Here is a 16,193-nt window from a genome sequence, read left to right as displayed (position 1 = left end):
TTCCTGTACTGGTAGGGTTTCAGTGCAGAGTTGCCTCCGCACTGTATATTATTGACAGCAGGAAAAATCGGATGACGATCGCTACTCTATATTCACCCATTTCCTCAATAGTGACGATTGGTAAATGGCATTAACCATCTGTAATGATTTGGCCGCCTCAGCAATATCGCAGTAGTCTGCACTAGCGGGATCGTTTAATGCCTGGTAAAAGTGGAGAATGGCCAGCCGATGGCCGATTCCCCAGTAGCTTTTGCCGATGCCGTCGGGCGCAGCGTCGCTGGCAAGCTGCGTGCGTTCATCGCCGCAGACCTGCCACAGCACGTTGTCCGTCAAGCGCAGCATTCCCTGTTCAAACTCCAGCTCCAGCAGCAGCGGCGAGTCGCTGATATGGCAGTTGCTGGCGTAAAACAGCCCGCGCGCGCCGTTATTGAAACGCAGAGTGACCATGGCGCTGTCTTCGGTTTCAATCTCGTCGGCCAACAGTGTGCTGTCGACGACCCCTTTCAGACTCTTGACCCCTTCGCCAAACCACTGCATCAGATCCAGCGTATGAATCGCCTGATTAATCAACAAACTGCCGCCTTCGGTGGCAAAGCTCCCGCGCCACGGGCTGGCGGCATAGTAATCCCCGGATCGTGACCAGGTGAGCACCGCCTTGATGGCACGCAGGCGGCCCAGCGTACCGTCGGCAATGCAGCGCTCAATGGCCAGGCTAGTGGGGTTCAGGCGATTCTGGTAGCAGACGCCGACGCGGCTCTGGTGGCGTTCAGCCGCAACCTGTATTTCAATCACCTCCTGCGGGTTCATCACCACCGGTTTTTCGCAGAAAACCTGTTTTCCGGCCGCCAGCGCGGCAAGGATCATTGGTTTATGCAGGTAGTGCGGCGTGCAGATATGCACCACGTCAATGGCGTCATCCAGCAGCATCTCGCGGTAGTCCTGATAAAAATGACAGCCGTAGTTGGCCGCAAGCTGGCTTCCTTTGGCACTATCACTATCCACAATCGCCCGCAGGACAACGCCCGGCACATGGCGCAGCGCGTCTACGTGGCAGGTATGGATAGCACCGCAGCCGATAATGGCGACATGACGTGTGTTCATTGGTGCCTCCCGTTATTCCACCGCGTTCGCCAGCATCTGCGCTTTGACGCATAGCTCGGCCGCTTTAAAGGTGTGCGCCTGGGTCATGGCGTTTTCGGTGCGGTTCAGGCAGTCCCGGATAAGCTCACCGAAATAAGGGAAGCCCACTTTGCCCGCCACCGGATAGCGGAATTCGCCCTCTTTGTTGACCAGATACACCACGTCCTGCTCGCCGTGGGTGATGTCGACGTATTTACGGATTTCGATATAGCCGTCGGTGCCGAGCAGGGTTAAGCGGCCGTCGCCCCAACTGGAGAGGCCATCTGGCGTAAACCAGTCGCAGCGGAAATAGCCAGTGGCGCCGTTGTCGCCCGCCAGCATGGCATCGCCGAAATCTTCAAACTGCGGATACTGTGGATGGTTTACGTTGCGAACCTGGCTTGCCACGATGCGCGCATCGCTGTTGCCGGTATAAAACAGGAACTGCTCAATCTGGTGGCTGCCGATGTCGCACAGAATGCCGCCGAAGAATTCTTTCTCGTAGAACCAGTCAGGGCGACCGGTACCTTCGCGGTGCGGACCAACGCCCAGCGTCTGCATGACGCGGCCAATTGCGCCCTCGGCAACTAACTGCCCGGCAAAGACCGCGCTTTCCACGTGCAGGCGCTCGCTGTAGTACACCGCGTATTTGCGGCCGGTTTCCGCCACTTTGCGCTTCGCGGCTTCAAGCTGCGCCAGCGTGGTCAGCGGGGCTTTATCGGTGAAGTAGTCTTTCCCGGCATCCATCACTTTCAGCCCCAGCGCGCAGCGCTCGGATGGAATCGCCGCCCCGGCAACAAGCTGGACGCTGCCGTCGTTTAAAATCGTTTCCAGCGTTGGCGCAACCTGCGCCTGCGGGTACTGCTGCACAAACTTGTCGACCTTCGCTGGGTCTGGGTCATAAACCCATTTCAGCGTCGCACCGGCTTCTATCAGGCCATTACACATCCCGTAGATATGACCGTGGTCTAACGCCGCCGCCGCAATAATAAACTCACCCTGGCCAACAACTGGCTGTGGTTTGCCCACCGGGGCGTAGTTCATACCGTCTTTGATGCTCATGTTTATGCTCCTTTGTCCAAATCTTTACCCAACGGAATTGCGCCCACTTCGCTGAAGTTCTCGACCGATGCCGCCTTCTCGTAGAAGTGCGGGGCGAGGGAGACCAGACCACCGGTTTTATACCAGGGCTCATCCGGGCTGACGGGCAGCGTCACCACGCGCCCGGTAATGGAAGATTGATAGATAGCGGTAATCAGCTCGAGCGAGCGTTTACCCTGCACGCCGTCAATCAGCGGTTCGCCGCGCTGCTCCACCGCATTCAGCAGGTCGTTAATCTGCCCGGTATGCAGCGTGTATTTGAGCTTCGGCGTATTGCGGAAGAGGGCGTCGAGCCGCGCTTCCAGCTCGCCGTTATGCTGCTCCTGTGGGAAGCCGTTATCGGCGGACACGCTGGCCCACACGTCCCACGGCGCGGAAATACGCGCTTTGTCGCCCTGAATCACGATCTTCTGGTCTTCGCCGTGATGCACCACCGAGGCGGTTAACTGCGTCAGCGCGCCGCTGCTGTAGCGGAAAATGGCGGCGGAAAGGTCTTCAACTTCGGCGTTATCGTGGGCGACGTTGGTCATCATCGCCACCACCTCGGTTGGGAAGCCGAGCATCCACTGGATGGCATCGATATGGTGCACCGCATGGTTCAGGGTGCAGCCGCCGCCCTCTTTTTCCCAGGTGCCGCGCCACCACAAGTCGTAGTAGCAGTGGCCGCGCCACCAGAATGAGTCCACCTGCGCGTGGCAGATTTTCCCGAGTTCTCCGGAATCGACCACCTGCTTTAAACGCCAGAAGGCGTCGGTAAAGCGGTTCTGGGCGATGATAGAGAGGATTTTACCGCTGGCCTTCTGGGCCGCGATCATCGCGTCGCACTCTTCCAGCGAGGCGGCCATCGGCTTCTCGCACAGCACGTGCTTACCGGCGTTTAAAGCATCGATGCTGATTTCCGCATGGACGTACGGCGGCGTGCAGACATCGACAATATCCACCTCAAGACCAGACTCCAGCAGCGCCTGGTGGCTGCTGAACACCGTGGCGTTGGTCAGCCCGTAGCGCTCTTTCTTCTCCTGCGCCTTTTCCGGGTAGATATCGACCAGCGCGACTATCTGGCAGCGGTCGGCAAATTCCTGATAGCCCTGAATATGGTTGTGGGAGATGTTCCCGGTTCCCACGATAGCAATGCGTAACATGTGTCTCTCCTGATGCGGATTACCAGGTGCCGGAGGCATCCAGCGTTTTACTTTCGACCTGTTTTTCAACGGAGGTGGCGATGCGCTCGTCCAGCAGCTTTTTAAACAGCGCCTCGTCAAACGGCAGGTTGACCCAGTCGTCGGTCCAGGTGGAGAGGTGCATGGCGTTGGAGAGCGTCAGGCCGCGAATGCCGTCGGTACCCGGGGCAATCAGCGGTTTACCGTGCAGCACGGCGTCGCAGAAGTTGGCGGTAACCACGTGGTGTTCGCTGCTTTCCGGCGGGTTGGGGATTACCACCTCCCAGCATTCCGGCTCGCCAAAGCCGTTCTGCCAGCGGGCGTTGAATTCTGGTTCGGACTCGCGCAGACGCCAGAAGCGCAGGCGACCTTCTTCTACTACCACCTTGCCGCGATCGCCGGTGATTTCCAGGCGGTTGGTACCCGGCGCTTCCGCCGTGGTGGTAATAAAGACCCCGGTGGCGCCGTTGGCGTACTCGGCGTAGGCGGTGACGTCGTTTTCCACTTCAATATCGCGATGCTTACCGAACTGGCAGAACGCGCGCATGCGCACCGGCATGCCGACCAGCCATTGCCAGAGGTCGAGCTGATGCGGGTCCTGATTGAGCAGCACGCCGCCGCCTTCACCCTTCCAGGTGGCGCGCCAGCCGCCGGAGTTGTAGTAGCTCTGTGAGCGATACCAGTTGGTGATAATCCAGTTAGAGCGGCGCAGTTCGCCCAGCTCGCCGCTGTCGATCAGATCTTTCACTTTCTGATACAGCGGGTTAGGGCGCTGGTTGAACATCATGCCGAACACCACGTTGCAGCCGCGGGCGTATTCGTTCATTTCACGCACCTGGGCGGTGTAAACCCCGGCCGGTTTTTCGCAAAGGGTATGGATGCCGTGGCGCATCGCCATCATCGACAGGCCCGGATGATCGTAATGCGGGGTGGAGACGATAACCGCGTCTATCAGCCCGCTTTTCAGCATGGTTTCGGCATCGTCAAATAGGGTTATGCCGCCGCCAACAAGCTGGCGAATAGCCGGATGCTTGCTGAGATCGTTATCGCACACTGCCGTCAGGCAGGCCTCTTTCACCGTACCTGCCATCAGGTAACGGGCGTGAAGGGTACCAATGTTACCCACGCCAATAATGCCGAAACGCACCTTATCCATGTTGCACCTTAACCGTGATAGGAATGACTGAAGTCTGAAAATAGGGAAGGCGGATAAAGCGGACAAACGGAATTTGTGAGAATGCTCGCAGGCCGAACAGGAATATGGGCGGGAAAGTGAAAATGGGTTTTAAAATCAGCGAACTGCATCTGCAAAAATTTGCAAAATATGATTGCGAGCGAGGTCACACAATGCCAGGCAAGCTAAAAATGGATGAAATTGCCGCACGAACCGGCTACTCCATTAGCACCGTTTCCCGGGTGCTGAGCGGCAAATCCTATACCAGCGAAAAGGCGCGAGAGGCGATTGTGCAATGCGCTCGCCAGCTAGGAGTGCTGGACTCGCTGGCCAACGGGCGGCTGCTGATTAACGGCATCGCCGTGTTTGCCCCAGAGCGCACGTTCCAGGGGCGAGGCGATACCTTTTATCTGGAAGTCACCAAAGGGATTGCCGAAGCCAGTGCGCCGCATGATGTCTGGATCACCCACTGCGCGCTGGAAGAGCAACACGCAGACGTAAAATTATTCCTCGAAAAAGCCGGTCAGAAGAGCATCAATGCCGTGGTGATCATCGGCACGGATGACCCCACGATCCTCAAGCTGGCCAGTACGCTGAATAAGCCCTGCGTGTTGATTAACTCAATTGACCGGGAAATGGCATTGGATTGCGTCTCGCCTGACCACCGTGCTATCGGCTTTACCGCGATGCGTTATCTCTTTGAACAAGGGCATCGGCGTGTGCTGACGATGACCTGCCTGCGCAGGGAGACGCTCTATGCCCGGCTGGATGGGATTAAAGAGGCCTATCGCTATCACCACGTTCCTTTCAACCCTCAGCACGACCTGCTGGTCACCGAGTGGTTCACGGCGGAGGAAGCGGAGCGGGCGCTGAATACGTGGCTGGAGACGCACGATCGTGCGCAGTGGCCGGATGTTATTTTCCCCAACAGCACGAGCATGACCGAGGGGGTGATGAAGGCGTTGCAGCACCACGGGCTGCGCGTACCGGAGGATATCTCTCTTATCACCACCGATTTTACGTGGAATCTGGAAAATAGCCTGACCGCGCCGGTGACCGGTATTCGCGTCCCTTGCCGTGACCTGGGCATTGAGGCCGTGCATCTGCTGCAAACGCGGCTTAACCGACCTCAGTCGCCGGTCTATAACCTGTTACTACAGGGAAAAGTCATGGACTACGGAACAGTGGCGAATGCCACGCGACATGCGGCGCGCGTGGCGTTGGACGATTAACCCTGCAACTGTGGAGGCAGGCATACGCCAATCCCGCCGATGCCGCAGTAGCCGTGCGGATTTTTGTACAGGTACTGCTGGTGCTCATCCTCGGCATAGTAGAACGGCTTGGCGTTGGCGATTTCGGTGGTGATGGTTCGCGCATCTCCTGAGCTCTTCATCGCGTCCTGGAACTGTTTCAGGCTGGCATGCGCCTCCTGCTCTTGCTCCGGCGTGAGGGGGTAAATCGCCGAACGATACTGCGTACCCTGATCGTTTCCTTGTCTCATCCCCTGCGCCGGGTCGTGGTTCTCCCAGAAAATTTTCAGCAGGTCGCTATAGCTGACCATCGTCGGGTCATAAACCACGCGCACGGCTTCGGCATGCCCGGTCTGGCCACTGCACACTTCGCGGTAGGTGGGATTAGGCGTAAAGCCGCCGGTATAGCCTGCTGCGGTGCTGTACACACCGGGTGTCTGCCAGTACAGACGTTCGACGCCCCAGAAGCAGCCCATGGCGAATAATGCGACCTCCATCCCCTCCGGAACGTTGGTCATTGAGTGTTCTGTCACGACATTGAGCGTGGCGACCGGCATCGGCGTATTTCTTCCTGGCAATGCATCCGATTGAGATACAAGGTGTTTTTTATCAGCTAGACTCATGAGATAGGCCTCCGGTGAACGGTAATTTCCGTTAAGGTTGTAACCGGGCGTGTCTTTTAACACAATAAACGCGCCGAATACGTCTAAGTTTAAACATAAGAATAATTTGGGGCTCTGTATTTATTTCAACCCGACAAAGAGTGGGTTTTTTAAGCTGACGTTGAATGCCGTGCGCCCTCAGAGCGTAGTTTTGGCGAAAACGCAGTTGTGGCCGCGGAGCGGACTTTCGTTTCCCGTTGGGGTGGGAACAAGGATATTCAGGAGAAAATGTGCGACAAATCCGCCAGTTATGTTTGGTGAGCTTGCTGCTGACCAGCGGTGTTGCCAGTGCAGCAAACATCCGTCTGCAGGTTGAAGGGCTCTCAGGCGAGTTACAAAAAAACGTACGTGCGCAGCTTTCCACGATCGACAGCGATGAGGTGACGCCCGATCGTCGCTTTCGCGCGCGCGTAGATGATGCTATTCGTGAAGGGCTGAAGGCCCTCGGCTACTATGAGCCGACCATCGATTTCGAACTTAAGCCACCGCCGGCCAAAGGCCGTCAGGTGCTGCTGGCAAAAGTGACGCCAGGCGAGCCGGTACTTATCGGCGGCACCGATGTGATTTTGCGCGGCGGTGCGCGAACCGACAGCGACTATCTGGCGCTGCTGCAAAACCGGCCTAAAATTGGCACCGTCCTGAATCACAGCGACTATGACCATTTTAAAAGTTCGTTAACCAGCGTGGCGCTGCGCAAAGGCTACTTTGATAGCGAGTTTAACAAGAGCCAGCTCGGCGTGTCGCTCGACCGTCATCAGGCATTCTGGGATATCGACTACGATAGCGGCGAGCGCTACCGCTTTGGTGATGTCACCTTTGAAGGCTCGCAGATCCGCGAAGAGTACCTGCAGCGTCTGGTGCCGTTCAAAAAGGGCGATTACTACCAGTCCAGCGACCTGGCCGAACTTAACCGCCGTCTTTCCGCCACCGGCTGGTTTAACTCGGTGGTGGTCGCGCCGGAGTTCGCTAAATCCCGGAAAACGAAGGTGCTACCGCTGCATGGCGTCGTCTCGCCGCGCAGCGAAAACACCGTTGAACTGGGTGGCGGCTACTCCACCGACGTCGGGCCACGAGTGAAAGCCTCGTGGCGAAAACCGTGGGTGAACTCCTACGGCCACAGCCTGACGACCAGCGTCAGCGTGTCGGCGCCGGAACAGCAGCTGGATTTCAGCTATAAAATTCCGCTGCTGAAGAACCCGCTGGAACAGTATTATCTGGTGCAGGGCGGTTTCAAAAGCACCGACCTCAACGACACCAAAGCCGACTCCACCACGCTTGCGGTCTCGCGTTTCTGGGACCTGTCGAGCGGCTGGCAGCGCGCCATTAACCTGCGCTGGAGCCTCGACCACTTTACCCAGGCGGATGTCACCAACACCACCATGCTGTTCTATCCAGGCGTCTCAATCAGCCGAACCCGCTCGCGCGGCGGTTTGATGCCGACCTGGGGCGATTCCCAGCGCTACTCGATCGACTACTCCAACACCGCCTGGGGTTCGGACGTCGACTTCTCCGTTATTCAGGCGCAAAACGTCTGGATCCGTACGCTCTACGACCGCCATCGCTTCGTGATGCGCGGCAACCTCGGCTGGATTGAAACCGGTGACTTCGACCGCGTACCGCCGGATCTGCGCTTCTTCGCCGGTGGCGACCGCAGTATTCGCGGCTATAAATACAAATCGATCGCCCCGCGCGACGATAAAGGCAAGCTGATCGGTGCATCAAAACTGGCCACCGGCTCGCTTGAGTATCAGTACAACGTGACCGGGAAGTGGTGGGGCGCGGTGTTTGTCGACGGTGGTGAAGCGGTTAGCGATATTCGCCAGAGCGACTGGAAAAAAGGCGCGGGCGTCGGCGTACGCTGGCAGTCGCCGGTTGGGCCAATCAAGCTCGATTTCGCCGTTCCGGTGGGCGATAAAGATGAACATGGATTGCAGTTTTACATTGGACTGGGGCCTGAACTATGACGTTATGGAAGAAAATAAGCCTCGGTGTGCTGATTTTTCTCGTATTGCTGGTGGGGATCGTCGGATTCCTGGTTGGCACGACGACAGGGTTACATCTGCTGTTTAACGCGGCAAACCGCTGGGTGCCGGGGCTGGAAATTGGCAAAGTCACCGGCGGCTGGCGCGATCTGACGCTGAAAAACGTCCGCTACACCCAGCCGGGCGTGGCGGTGGACGCGGGGGAGTTTCATCTTGCGGTGGATCTGAAATGCCTGTGGCACAGCAGCATGTGCGTGAATGATATCGCGCTCAGCAACATCAACGTGGCTATCGACAGTAGCAAAATGCCGCCCGCCGCGCCGGTCAAAGAGGAGGACAGCGGCCCGCTGAACCTCTCCACGCCGTACCCGATTAGCCTCAAGCGCTTCGCGCTTAACAACGTCAATATCAAAATTGATGACACCACGGTGTCGGTGATGGATTTCACCAGCGGCCTTCAGTGGCAGGAGAAAAACCTGACCCTCACGCCGACCACGCTGCAAGGGCTGCTGATTGCCCTACCGAAAGTAGCCGACGTGGCGCAAAAAGAGGTGGTTGAGCCGAAAATCGACAATCCGCAGCCGCAGGAAAAACCGCTCGGCGAAACCATGACCGAGCTGTTCTCCAAGCCGGTGCTGCCGGAAATGGCCGATGTGCATCTGCCGCTGAACCTGAACGTTGAGTCCTTTAGCGGCGAACAGCTGCGTATTACCGGCGACACCGACCTGACGGTCTACAAAATGCTGCTGAAGGTAAGCAGCATCGACGGCAACATGAAGCTCGATGCGCTGGACGTTGATTCCAGTCAGGGCACGGTGAACGCCAGCGGTACCGCGCAGTTGATCAATGACTGGCCGGTAGACATCACGCTCAACAGTACGCTGAACATGGACCCGCTGAAGGGCGAGAAAGTGAAGCTGAAAGTGGGCGGTGAGGTGCGTAAACAGCTTGAGGTCGGGGTTAATCTCTCCGGCCCGGTAGACGTTTCTCTCCGCGCCCAGGCGCAGCTGGCGGAAGCCGGGTTGCCGTTTAATATTGAAGTGAACAGTAAACAGCTCTACTGGCCGTTTACCGGTGAGAAGCAGTTCCAGGCCGATGACCTGAAAATGAAGCTCGGCGGCAAGATGACTGACTATACGCTGTCATTCCGCACCGCGGTGAAAGGGCAGGGCGTGCCGCCAGCGGATATCACCATCGACGCGAAAGGCAACGAGCGGCAGGTGAGCCTCGACAAGCTCACCGTAGCGGCGCTGGAAGGCAAAACCGAACTGACCGCGCTGCTTGACTGGCAGCAGGCGATAAGCTGGCGCGGCGAACTGGCGCTTCGCGGCATCAACACCGCTAAGGTGGCACCGGACTGGCCGTCGAAGCTGGACGGCCTGATTAAAACCAACGGCAGCCTGTACGGCGGCACCTGGCAGATGAACGTGCCGGAGGTGAAAATCACCGGCAACGTGAAGCAGAACAAGGTGAACGTCGAGGGTTCCGTACGCGGTAACAGCTACATGCAGTGGACCATTCCCGGCCTGCACGTGGCGCTGGGCAATAACACCGCCGACGTGAAAGGCGAACTGGGGGTAAAAGACCTCAACCTGGACGCCAACATTGATGCGCCGAAGCTCGACAACATGCTGCCGGGTCTTGGCGGCACAGCGAAAGGGCTGGTGAAAATTCGTGGCACCGTCGACGCGCCGCAGTTACTGGCGGATATCACCGCGCGCGGCCTACGCTGGCAGGAGCTGTCGATTGCTCAGGTGCGCGTGGACGGCGAGGTCAAGTCGACCGATCAGATTGCCGGGAACCTCGATGTGCGCGTGGAACGCATTGCGCAGCCGGGCGTGAATATCGGCCTGGTGCATCTGGCGGCCAAAGGTAACGAGAAGCAGCACACCTTGCAGTTGCAGATTCAGGGCGAGCCGGTCTCCGGCCAGCTGGCGCTGTCGGGCAGTTTTGACCGCAAAGAAGAACGCTGGAAGGGGGCGCTTAGCAATACGCGCTTCCAGACCCCGGTTGGCCCGTGGTCGGTTAACCGCGATATCGCGCTGGACTACCGCAACCTCGAGCAGAAAATCAGCATCGGGCCGCATTGCTGGGTGAACCCGAACGCCGAACTGTGCGTACCGCAGACGATTGATGCCGGTGCCGCAGGCCATGCGATAGTGAACCTCAACCGCTTCGATCTCGCGATGCTCAAACCGTTTATGCCGGAAGAGACGCAGGCGAGCGGCGTGTTCAGCGGTAATGCGGACGTCACCTGGGACACCACCAAAGAGGGGCTGCCGCAGGGTAAAGTGACGCTCTCCGGGCGCAACGTGAAGGTGACGCAAATCGTCAACAATGCGCCGCTGCCGGTGGCCTTTGACACGCTGAACCTGAACGCAGACTTGCATAACAACCGCGCGGAGCTAGGCTGGCTTATCCGTCTGACCAATAACGGCCAACTTGACGGTCAGGTGCAGGTGACCGACCCGCAGGGGCGTCGCAACCTTGGCGGTAACGTCAATATCCGTAACTTCTCGCTGGCGATGATTAACCCTATCTTCTCCCGCGGTGAAAAGGCGGAAGGTAAGCTCAACGCGAACCTGCGTCTCGGCGGTAATGCGATGAGCCCGCTGCTCTTCGGGCAGATGCAGTTGAACGGTATCGACGTCGACGGCAACTTTATGCCGTTTGATATGCAGCCAAGCCAGATAACCATGAACTTCAACGGTGCCAGCTCGACGTTGCAGGGCGATATTCGCACCCAGCAGGGGCAAATCAGCCTGAACGGCGATGCGGACTGGCGGCAAATCGACAACTGGCGGGCGCGCATCGCCGCAAAAGGCAGCCGGGTGCGTATTACCGTGCCGCCGATGGTGCGCCTTGATGTGTCGCCGGATATCGTCTTTAACGCCACGCCAAGCTTGTTTACGTTGGATGGCAACGTCGATATCCCATGGGCGCGTATTGTGGTGAAAGAGGTGCCGGAAAGCGCTGTGGGCGTTTCCAGCGACGAGGTGATGCTCAACAGCGACCTCAAGCCGGAGAAAACGCAGTCTGCGTCGATTCCTATCAACAGCAACCTGAATATCCACGTTGGCAACAACGTCCGTCTTGATGCCTTCGGGCTGAAAGCGCGCCTGACCGGCGACCTGAAGGTAGCGCAGGATAAACAGGGGCTGGGCCTGAACGGCCAGATTAATATTCCGGAAGGGCGTTTCCACGCCTATGGCCAGGACTTGATCGTGCGTAAAGGCGAACTGCTGTTCTCCGGTCCGCCGGATCAGCCGCTGCTCAACATCGAAGCGATTCGTAACCCGGAATCGACGGAAAACGATGTTATCGCTGGCGTTCGCGTCACCGGTACCGCCGATCAGCCTAAGGCGGAAGTCTTCTCCGACCCGGCGATGTCACAGCAGGAAGCGCTCTCTTACCTGGTTCGTGGACAGGGGCTGGATAGCGGTCAGAGTGACAGTGCGGCAATGACATCTATGCTTATTGGTATGGGGGTTGCACAAAGTGGTCAGCTTGTGGGTAAAATCGGCGAGACGTTTGGCGTAAGTAATCTGGCTCTCGATACACAAGGGGTGGGTGATTCCTCCCAGGTGGTGGTCAGTGGTTACGTATTGCCGGGTCTGCAGGTGAAATATGGCGTTGGGATCTTTGACTCGTTAGCGACGCTCACGTTACGCTATCGCCTGATGCCTAAGCTGTATCTGGAAGCGGTGTCTGGCGTAGACCAGGCGCTCGATTTGCTCTATCAGTTTGAGTTTTAGCAATGCGAATATTTGTGTACGGCAGTTTACGGCGCAAACAAGGCAACAGCCACTGGATGACGAACGCCCAGTGGCTGGGCGATCACAGCGTTTTCGATTATCAACTGTACAGCCTGGGCCACTATCCAGGCGCGGTGCCAGGTGAAGGCACGGTACACGGTGAAGTTTATCGAATTGACGCATCGACGCTGGCCGAACTGGATGCGCTGCGCACCAAAGCGGGTGAATATGCACGTCATCTCATCCAGACGCCTTACGGTAGTGCCTGGATGTATGTCTATCAGCGCCCGGTCGACGGGCTGAAGCTGATAGAAAGCGGTAACTGGTTGGATAAAGACCAGTATTGAATACGGCAACGCCACCCTGGGGGTGGCGTTGTTTTTTTATTCCGGAGCTGCGTGAACCAGGTAGCCCGGCCAAGCAAAGCGCCGCCGGGACTCGCACAAACAAAAACACCGCCCGAAGGCGGTGTTTTGTCACGCTCGAAAAATATTATTTTTTCGCACGTTCGAAGGAAGCAATGATTTCAGCTTTAGCCGCTTCAGCATTGTCCCAACCGTCAACTTTAACCCATTTGCCCGCTTCGAGGTCTTTGTAGTGCTCGAAGAAGTGGGTGATCTGCGCTTTCAGCAGGTCTGGCAGGTCGTTCACATCTTTGATGTGATCGTATTCTTTGCTCAGCTTGGTGTGCGGTACCGCAACCAGTTTCGCATCTTCACCGGATTCGTCGGTCATTTTCAGCACGCCAACTGGACGGCAGCGAATGACGGAACCTGGCTCCAGTGGGTACGGGGTTGGGACCAGAACGTCTACCGGGTCACCGTCCAGAGACAGGGTGTGGTTGATGTAACCGTAGTTGCACGGATAGAACATCGCGGTGGACATGAAACGGTCAACGAACAGCGCGCCGCTCTCTTTGTCGACTTCGTATTTGATAGGATCTGCGTTAGCTGGGATTTCGATGACAACGTAGATATCTTCCGGCAGATCTTTACCCGCAGGGACGTTGAGTAAGCTCATGTCTGTTTCCTTTAGAATGTATGGCAAACTAGTGCCCGGTATTATAGCCAACTCGTCGGGAAAGTCTTGACCTGTTTTACGTCTCTCTCCCTGGAACCTAGCCTTTTCAGCGCCTTCTTAAAGCAGAAAAATCCATAAACACAGCCGCATCATGAATAAAATCATGAAAGCGTTTACATCACGATAAAAAATGACGGTGATGCGGTCAAAAAAAACACAAAATCGATTGCCATCAATGGGTGCGCGACACCTACTCCTTCCTGTGCTCTGACGCCCGCTACTAATTAACAAATAATTTACTTTTTTGAAGTGTGATGTAACGCATTCCGTTACATACCCTATTGTCTATAGTTTTTCCGCAGATGAATATTTGACCAACAATAACCCTACGAGGATATCTCTATGTGGAAGCGCTTACTTCTTGTCACAGCAGTTTCCGCAGCCATGTCGTCTATGGTCATGGCTGCTCCATTAACGGTGGGATTTTCGCAGGTCGGATCTGAATCCGGCTGGCGCGCGGCGGAAACCAACGTTGCGAAGCAGGAAGCGGAAAAACGCGGTATCACCCTGAAGATTGCCGACGGCCAGCAAAAGCAGGAAAACCAGATTAAAGCGGTGCGTTCGTTTATCGCTCAGGGTGTGGATGCCATCTTTATCGCACCGGTTGTGGCGACAGGCTGGGAACCGGTGCTGAAGGAAGCCAAAGAGGCCAAGATCCCGGTCTTCCTGCTCGACCGCTCCATTGATGTCAAAGACAAATCTCTCTACATGACCACGGTCACCGCTAACAACGTGCTGGAAGGCCAACTGATTGGCGAATGGCTGATTAAAACTGTCGACGGCAAACCGTGTAACGTCGTTGAGCTGCAAGGGACGGTGGGGGCGAGCGTGGCGATTGACCGTAAGAAAGGCTTCGCCGACGCGATTTCTAAAGCGTCCAACATCAAAATTATCCGCTCCCAGTCCGGCGACTTTACGCGTAGTAAGGGCAAAGAGGTCATGGAAAGCTTTATCAAGGCGGAAAACAACGGCAAGAACATCTGCATGGTTTACGCCCATAACGATGACATGGTGATCGGTGCTATCCAGGCCATTAAAGAGGCCGGGCTGAAGCCGGGCAAAGACATTCTGACCGGTTCGATTGACGGCGTACCGGATATTTATAAAGCGATGATCGCCGGTGAAGCGAACGCCAGCGTCGAACTGACCCCGAATATGGCCGGCCCGGCGTTTGATGCGCTGGAGAAATTCAAGAAAGACGGCACCATGCCGGAAAAAGTGACGCTGACCAAATCGACGCTGTATCTGCCGGATACGGCGAAAGAAGAGTTAGAGAAGAAGAAAAATATGGGCTATTAAGCGGCGGGTACCCTCACCCCAACCCTCTCCCTGAAAGGGAGAGGGAGCTGAGCGGTGCGGGTTGCAAGTCAGGCACAATGTATTGGGTGAGGGGGAGCGCACCATGACCACTGAAACCAACCCGGAAATCCTCCGCACCGAGGGGCTCTGCCAGTACTTTCCCGGCGTGAAAGCGCTGGATAACGTCAACTTCAGCCTGCGGCGCGGTGAAATCATGGCGCTGCTCGGCGAAAACGGCGCGGGAAAATCCACGCTCATCAAAGCGCTGACCGGCGTCTACCATGCCAACAGCGGCAGCATCTGGCTGGAAGGCCAGCAAATCAATCCCAAAAATACCGCCCATGCCCAGCAGTTGGGTATTGGTACCGTCTACCAGGAAGTGAACCTGCTGCCGAACATGTCGGTGGCGGATAACCTGTTTATTGGCCGTGAACCCAAACGCTTTGGTTTTATCCAGCGCAAAGAGATGGAAAAGCGCGCCACCGCGCTGATGGCCTCTTATGGCTTCTCTCTCGACGTGCGCGAGCCGTTAAACCGCTTCTCTGTCGCGATGCAGCAAATCGTCGCTATCTGCCGGGCTATCGATCTCTCGGCAAAAGTGCTGATCCTCGACGAACCTACCGCCAGCCTCGACACCAAAGAAGTGGAGATGCTCTTCACCCTGATGCGCCAGCTGCGCGATCAGGGCGTCAGCCTGATCTTCGTCACCCACTTCCTCGATCAGGTCTATGCGGTCAGCGACAGGATCACCGTACTGCGCAACGGATCGTTCGTTGGCTGCCGGGAAACCCGCGAGCTGCCGCAGATTGAACTGGTCAAAATGATGCTCGGCCGTGAGCTGGAGCATCAGGCGCTTCAGCGCGCCGGGCGTACGTTACTCAGCGATAAACCGGTCGCCTCGTTTGAGGGTTACGGCAAAAAAGGCACCATCGCCCCGTTCGATCTGCACATTCGCCCTGGCGAGATCGTCGGCCTGGCAGGACTCCTGGGATCGGGTCGTACCGAAACCGCCGAAGTGATCTTCGGTATCCATCCTGCCGACAGCGGGCAGGCGACGATCAAAGGCAAACCGCAAACTCTGCGCTCGCCGCATCAGGCCTCTTGTCTTGGGATCGGATTCTGCCCGGAGGACAGGAAAACCGACGGCATTATTGCCGCCGCGTCGGTGCGGGAAAATATTATCCTCGCGCTGCAGGCGCAGCGCGGCTGGCTGCGGCCGATTCCGCGCAAAGAGCAGAACGACATTGCCGAACGTTTTATCCGCCAGCTGGCGATCCGCACCCCTAGCGCCGAGCAGCCGGTGGAGTTTCTCTCCGGCGGCAACCAGCAGAAAGTGCTGCTCTCCCGCTGGCTGCTGACGCGCCCGCAGTTCCTGATCCTCGACGAACCGACCCGTGGGATCGACGTGGGCGCCCATGCTGAGATCATTCGCCTGATCGAAACGCTCTGCGCGGATGGTCTGGCGCTGCTGGTTATCTCATCTGAACTGGAAGAGCTGGTGGGCTACGCCGACCGGGTGATCATCATGCGCGATCGCCAACAGGTGGCGGAGATCCCGCTCGATAAGCTCTCCGTCCCTGCCATCATGAACGCTATTGCGGCCTAAGGAGT

General features: G+C 57.1%; 12 protein-coding genes. 6 read left to right on the top strand and 6 right to left on the bottom strand.

The features are described 5' to 3' along the window. Positions 1-81: 81 nt before the first annotated feature. From MY052_RS21355 to MY052_RS21340, 4 genes are read right to left on the bottom strand one after another with little or no spacing between them, the layout of a single operon-like run. The gene (locus tag MY052_RS21355; protein WP_248537833.1) at positions 82-1,101 is read right to left on the bottom strand and encodes a Gfo/Idh/MocA family protein; all 1,020 of its coding nucleotides are present in this window, start codon (positions 1,099-1,101) and stop codon (positions 82-84) included. Positions 1,102-1,113: 12 nt separating this feature from the next. After that, the gene (locus tag MY052_RS21350; protein WP_202216689.1) at positions 1,114-2,181 is read right to left on the bottom strand and encodes a Gfo/Idh/MocA family protein; all 1,068 of its coding nucleotides are present in this window, start codon (positions 2,179-2,181) and stop codon (positions 1,114-1,116) included. Positions 2,182-2,183: 2 nt separating this feature from the next. Continuing rightward, positions 2,184-3,362, bottom strand: coding sequence for a Gfo/Idh/MocA family protein (locus tag MY052_RS21345; RefSeq protein WP_035896268.1), 1,179 nt, complete (start codon positions 3,360-3,362; stop codon positions 2,184-2,186). A 19-nt stretch (positions 3,363-3,381) separates the two neighbouring features. Further along, positions 3,382-4,536 carry a Gfo/Idh/MocA family protein gene (locus tag MY052_RS21340; RefSeq protein WP_035896267.1) on the bottom strand — a complete coding sequence of 385 codons (1,155 nt, stop codon included), beginning with the start codon at positions 4,534-4,536 and terminating at the stop codon, positions 3,382-3,384. A gap of 191 nt (positions 4,537-4,727) precedes the next feature. Between MY052_RS21340 and MY052_RS21335 the strand changes: the two genes are divergently transcribed. Next, complete coding sequence (locus MY052_RS21335) at positions 4,728-5,786, top strand: LacI family DNA-binding transcriptional regulator (protein WP_248537832.1); 1,059 nt, start codon at positions 4,728-4,730, stop codon at positions 5,784-5,786. Here MY052_RS21335 and msrA read toward each other — a convergent pair. Next, positions 5,783-6,427, bottom strand: a complete 645-nt coding sequence (msrA, locus tag MY052_RS21330; RefSeq protein ID WP_035896266.1) for a peptide-methionine (S)-S-oxide reductase MsrA — start codon at positions 6,425-6,427, stop codon at positions 5,783-5,785. The two genes, MY052_RS21335 and msrA, sit on opposite strands and share 4 nt — an antisense overlap. 269 nt (positions 6,428-6,696) lie before the next feature. Here msrA and tamA point away from each other — a divergent pair, with 269 nt between their 5' ends. From tamA to MY052_RS21315, 3 genes are read left to right on the top strand one after another with little or no spacing between them, the layout of a single operon-like run. Next, on the top strand, positions 6,697-8,430 hold the full coding sequence (gene tamA / locus MY052_RS21325) for an autotransporter assembly complex protein TamA (RefSeq protein ID WP_035896265.1): 1,734 nt from the start codon (positions 6,697-6,699) through the stop codon (positions 8,428-8,430). After that, a complete protein-coding gene (gene tamB / locus MY052_RS21320; RefSeq protein WP_248537831.1) occupies positions 8,427-12,203 on the top strand; it encodes an autotransporter assembly complex protein TamB in 3,777 nt (1,258 codons plus the stop codon). Before tamA ends, tamB begins: the two co-directional genes overlap by 4 nt. A gap of 2 nt (positions 12,204-12,205) precedes the next feature. Continuing rightward, positions 12,206-12,550: a gamma-glutamylcyclotransferase family protein gene (locus tag MY052_RS21315; RefSeq protein ID WP_035896263.1), complete on the top strand. Its 345-nt coding sequence runs from the start codon at positions 12,206-12,208 to the stop codon at positions 12,548-12,550. A 145-nt stretch (positions 12,551-12,695) separates the two neighbouring features. On the opposite strand, the gene ppa is transcribed toward MY052_RS21315, so the two are convergent. Then, entirely contained in the window at positions 12,696-13,223 is a 528-nt protein-coding gene (gene ppa, locus MY052_RS21310) for an inorganic diphosphatase (RefSeq protein WP_123651119.1), read from the bottom strand. A gap of 402 nt (positions 13,224-13,625) precedes the next feature. Here ppa and ytfQ point away from each other — a divergent pair, with 402 nt between their 5' ends. Together ytfQ and ytfR are read left to right on the top strand one after the other, a co-directional pair. Then, positions 13,626-14,582, top strand: coding sequence for a galactofuranose ABC transporter, galactofuranose-binding protein YtfQ (ytfQ, locus tag MY052_RS21305; protein ID WP_123651118.1), 957 nt, complete (start codon positions 13,626-13,628; stop codon positions 14,580-14,582). Between the two features lie 103 nt (positions 14,583-14,685). Beyond that, a complete protein-coding gene (gene ytfR / locus MY052_RS21300; protein WP_202216684.1) occupies positions 14,686-16,188 on the top strand; it encodes a galactofuranose ABC transporter, ATP-binding protein YtfR in 1,503 nt (500 codons plus the stop codon). Positions 16,189-16,193: the final 5 nt, after the last annotated feature.

It is taken from the genome of Kluyvera ascorbata (assembly GCF_023195735.1).
Taxonomy (GTDB): domain Bacteria; phylum Pseudomonadota; class Gammaproteobacteria; order Enterobacterales; family Enterobacteriaceae; genus Kluyvera; species Kluyvera ascorbata.
Note: the sequence above shows the minus strand (reverse complement) of the source record. Positions and strands in the feature narration are given on the sequence as shown.

Excerpts from the sequence above, each read along its gene's own strand:
- ppa (WP_123651119.1), bottom strand. The coding sequence starts at position 13,223 with ATGAGCTTACTCAACGTCCCTGCGGGTAAAGATCTGCCGGAAGATATC.
- MY052_RS21340 (WP_035896267.1), bottom strand. The coding sequence starts at position 4,536 with ATGGATAAGGTGCGTTTCGGCATTATTGGCGTGGGTAACATTGGTACC.
- MY052_RS21350 (WP_202216689.1), bottom strand. The coding sequence starts at position 2,181 with ATGAGCATCAAAGACGGTATGAACTACGCCCCGGTGGGCAAACCACAG.
- MY052_RS21315 (WP_035896263.1), top strand. The coding sequence starts at position 12,206 with ATGCGAATATTTGTGTACGGCAGTTTACGGCGCAAACAAGGCAACAGC.
- ytfR (WP_202216684.1), top strand. The coding sequence starts at position 14,686 with ATGACCACTGAAACCAACCCGGAAATCCTCCGCACCGAGGGGCTCTGC.
- tamB (WP_248537831.1), top strand. The coding sequence starts at position 8,427 with ATGACGTTATGGAAGAAAATAAGCCTCGGTGTGCTGATTTTTCTCGTA.
- MY052_RS21355 (WP_248537833.1), bottom strand. The coding sequence starts at position 1,101 with ATGAACACACGTCATGTCGCCATTATCGGCTGCGGTGCTATCCATACC.
- MY052_RS21335 (WP_248537832.1), top strand. The coding sequence starts at position 4,728 with ATGCCAGGCAAGCTAAAAATGGATGAAATTGCCGCACGAACCGGCTAC.
- msrA (WP_035896266.1), bottom strand. The coding sequence starts at position 6,427 with ATGAGTCTAGCTGATAAAAAACACCTTGTATCTCAATCGGATGCATTG.
- ytfQ (WP_123651118.1), top strand. The coding sequence starts at position 13,626 with ATGTGGAAGCGCTTACTTCTTGTCACAGCAGTTTCCGCAGCCATGTCG.
- MY052_RS21345 (WP_035896268.1), bottom strand. The coding sequence starts at position 3,362 with ATGTTACGCATTGCTATCGTGGGAACCGGGAACATCTCCCACAACCAT.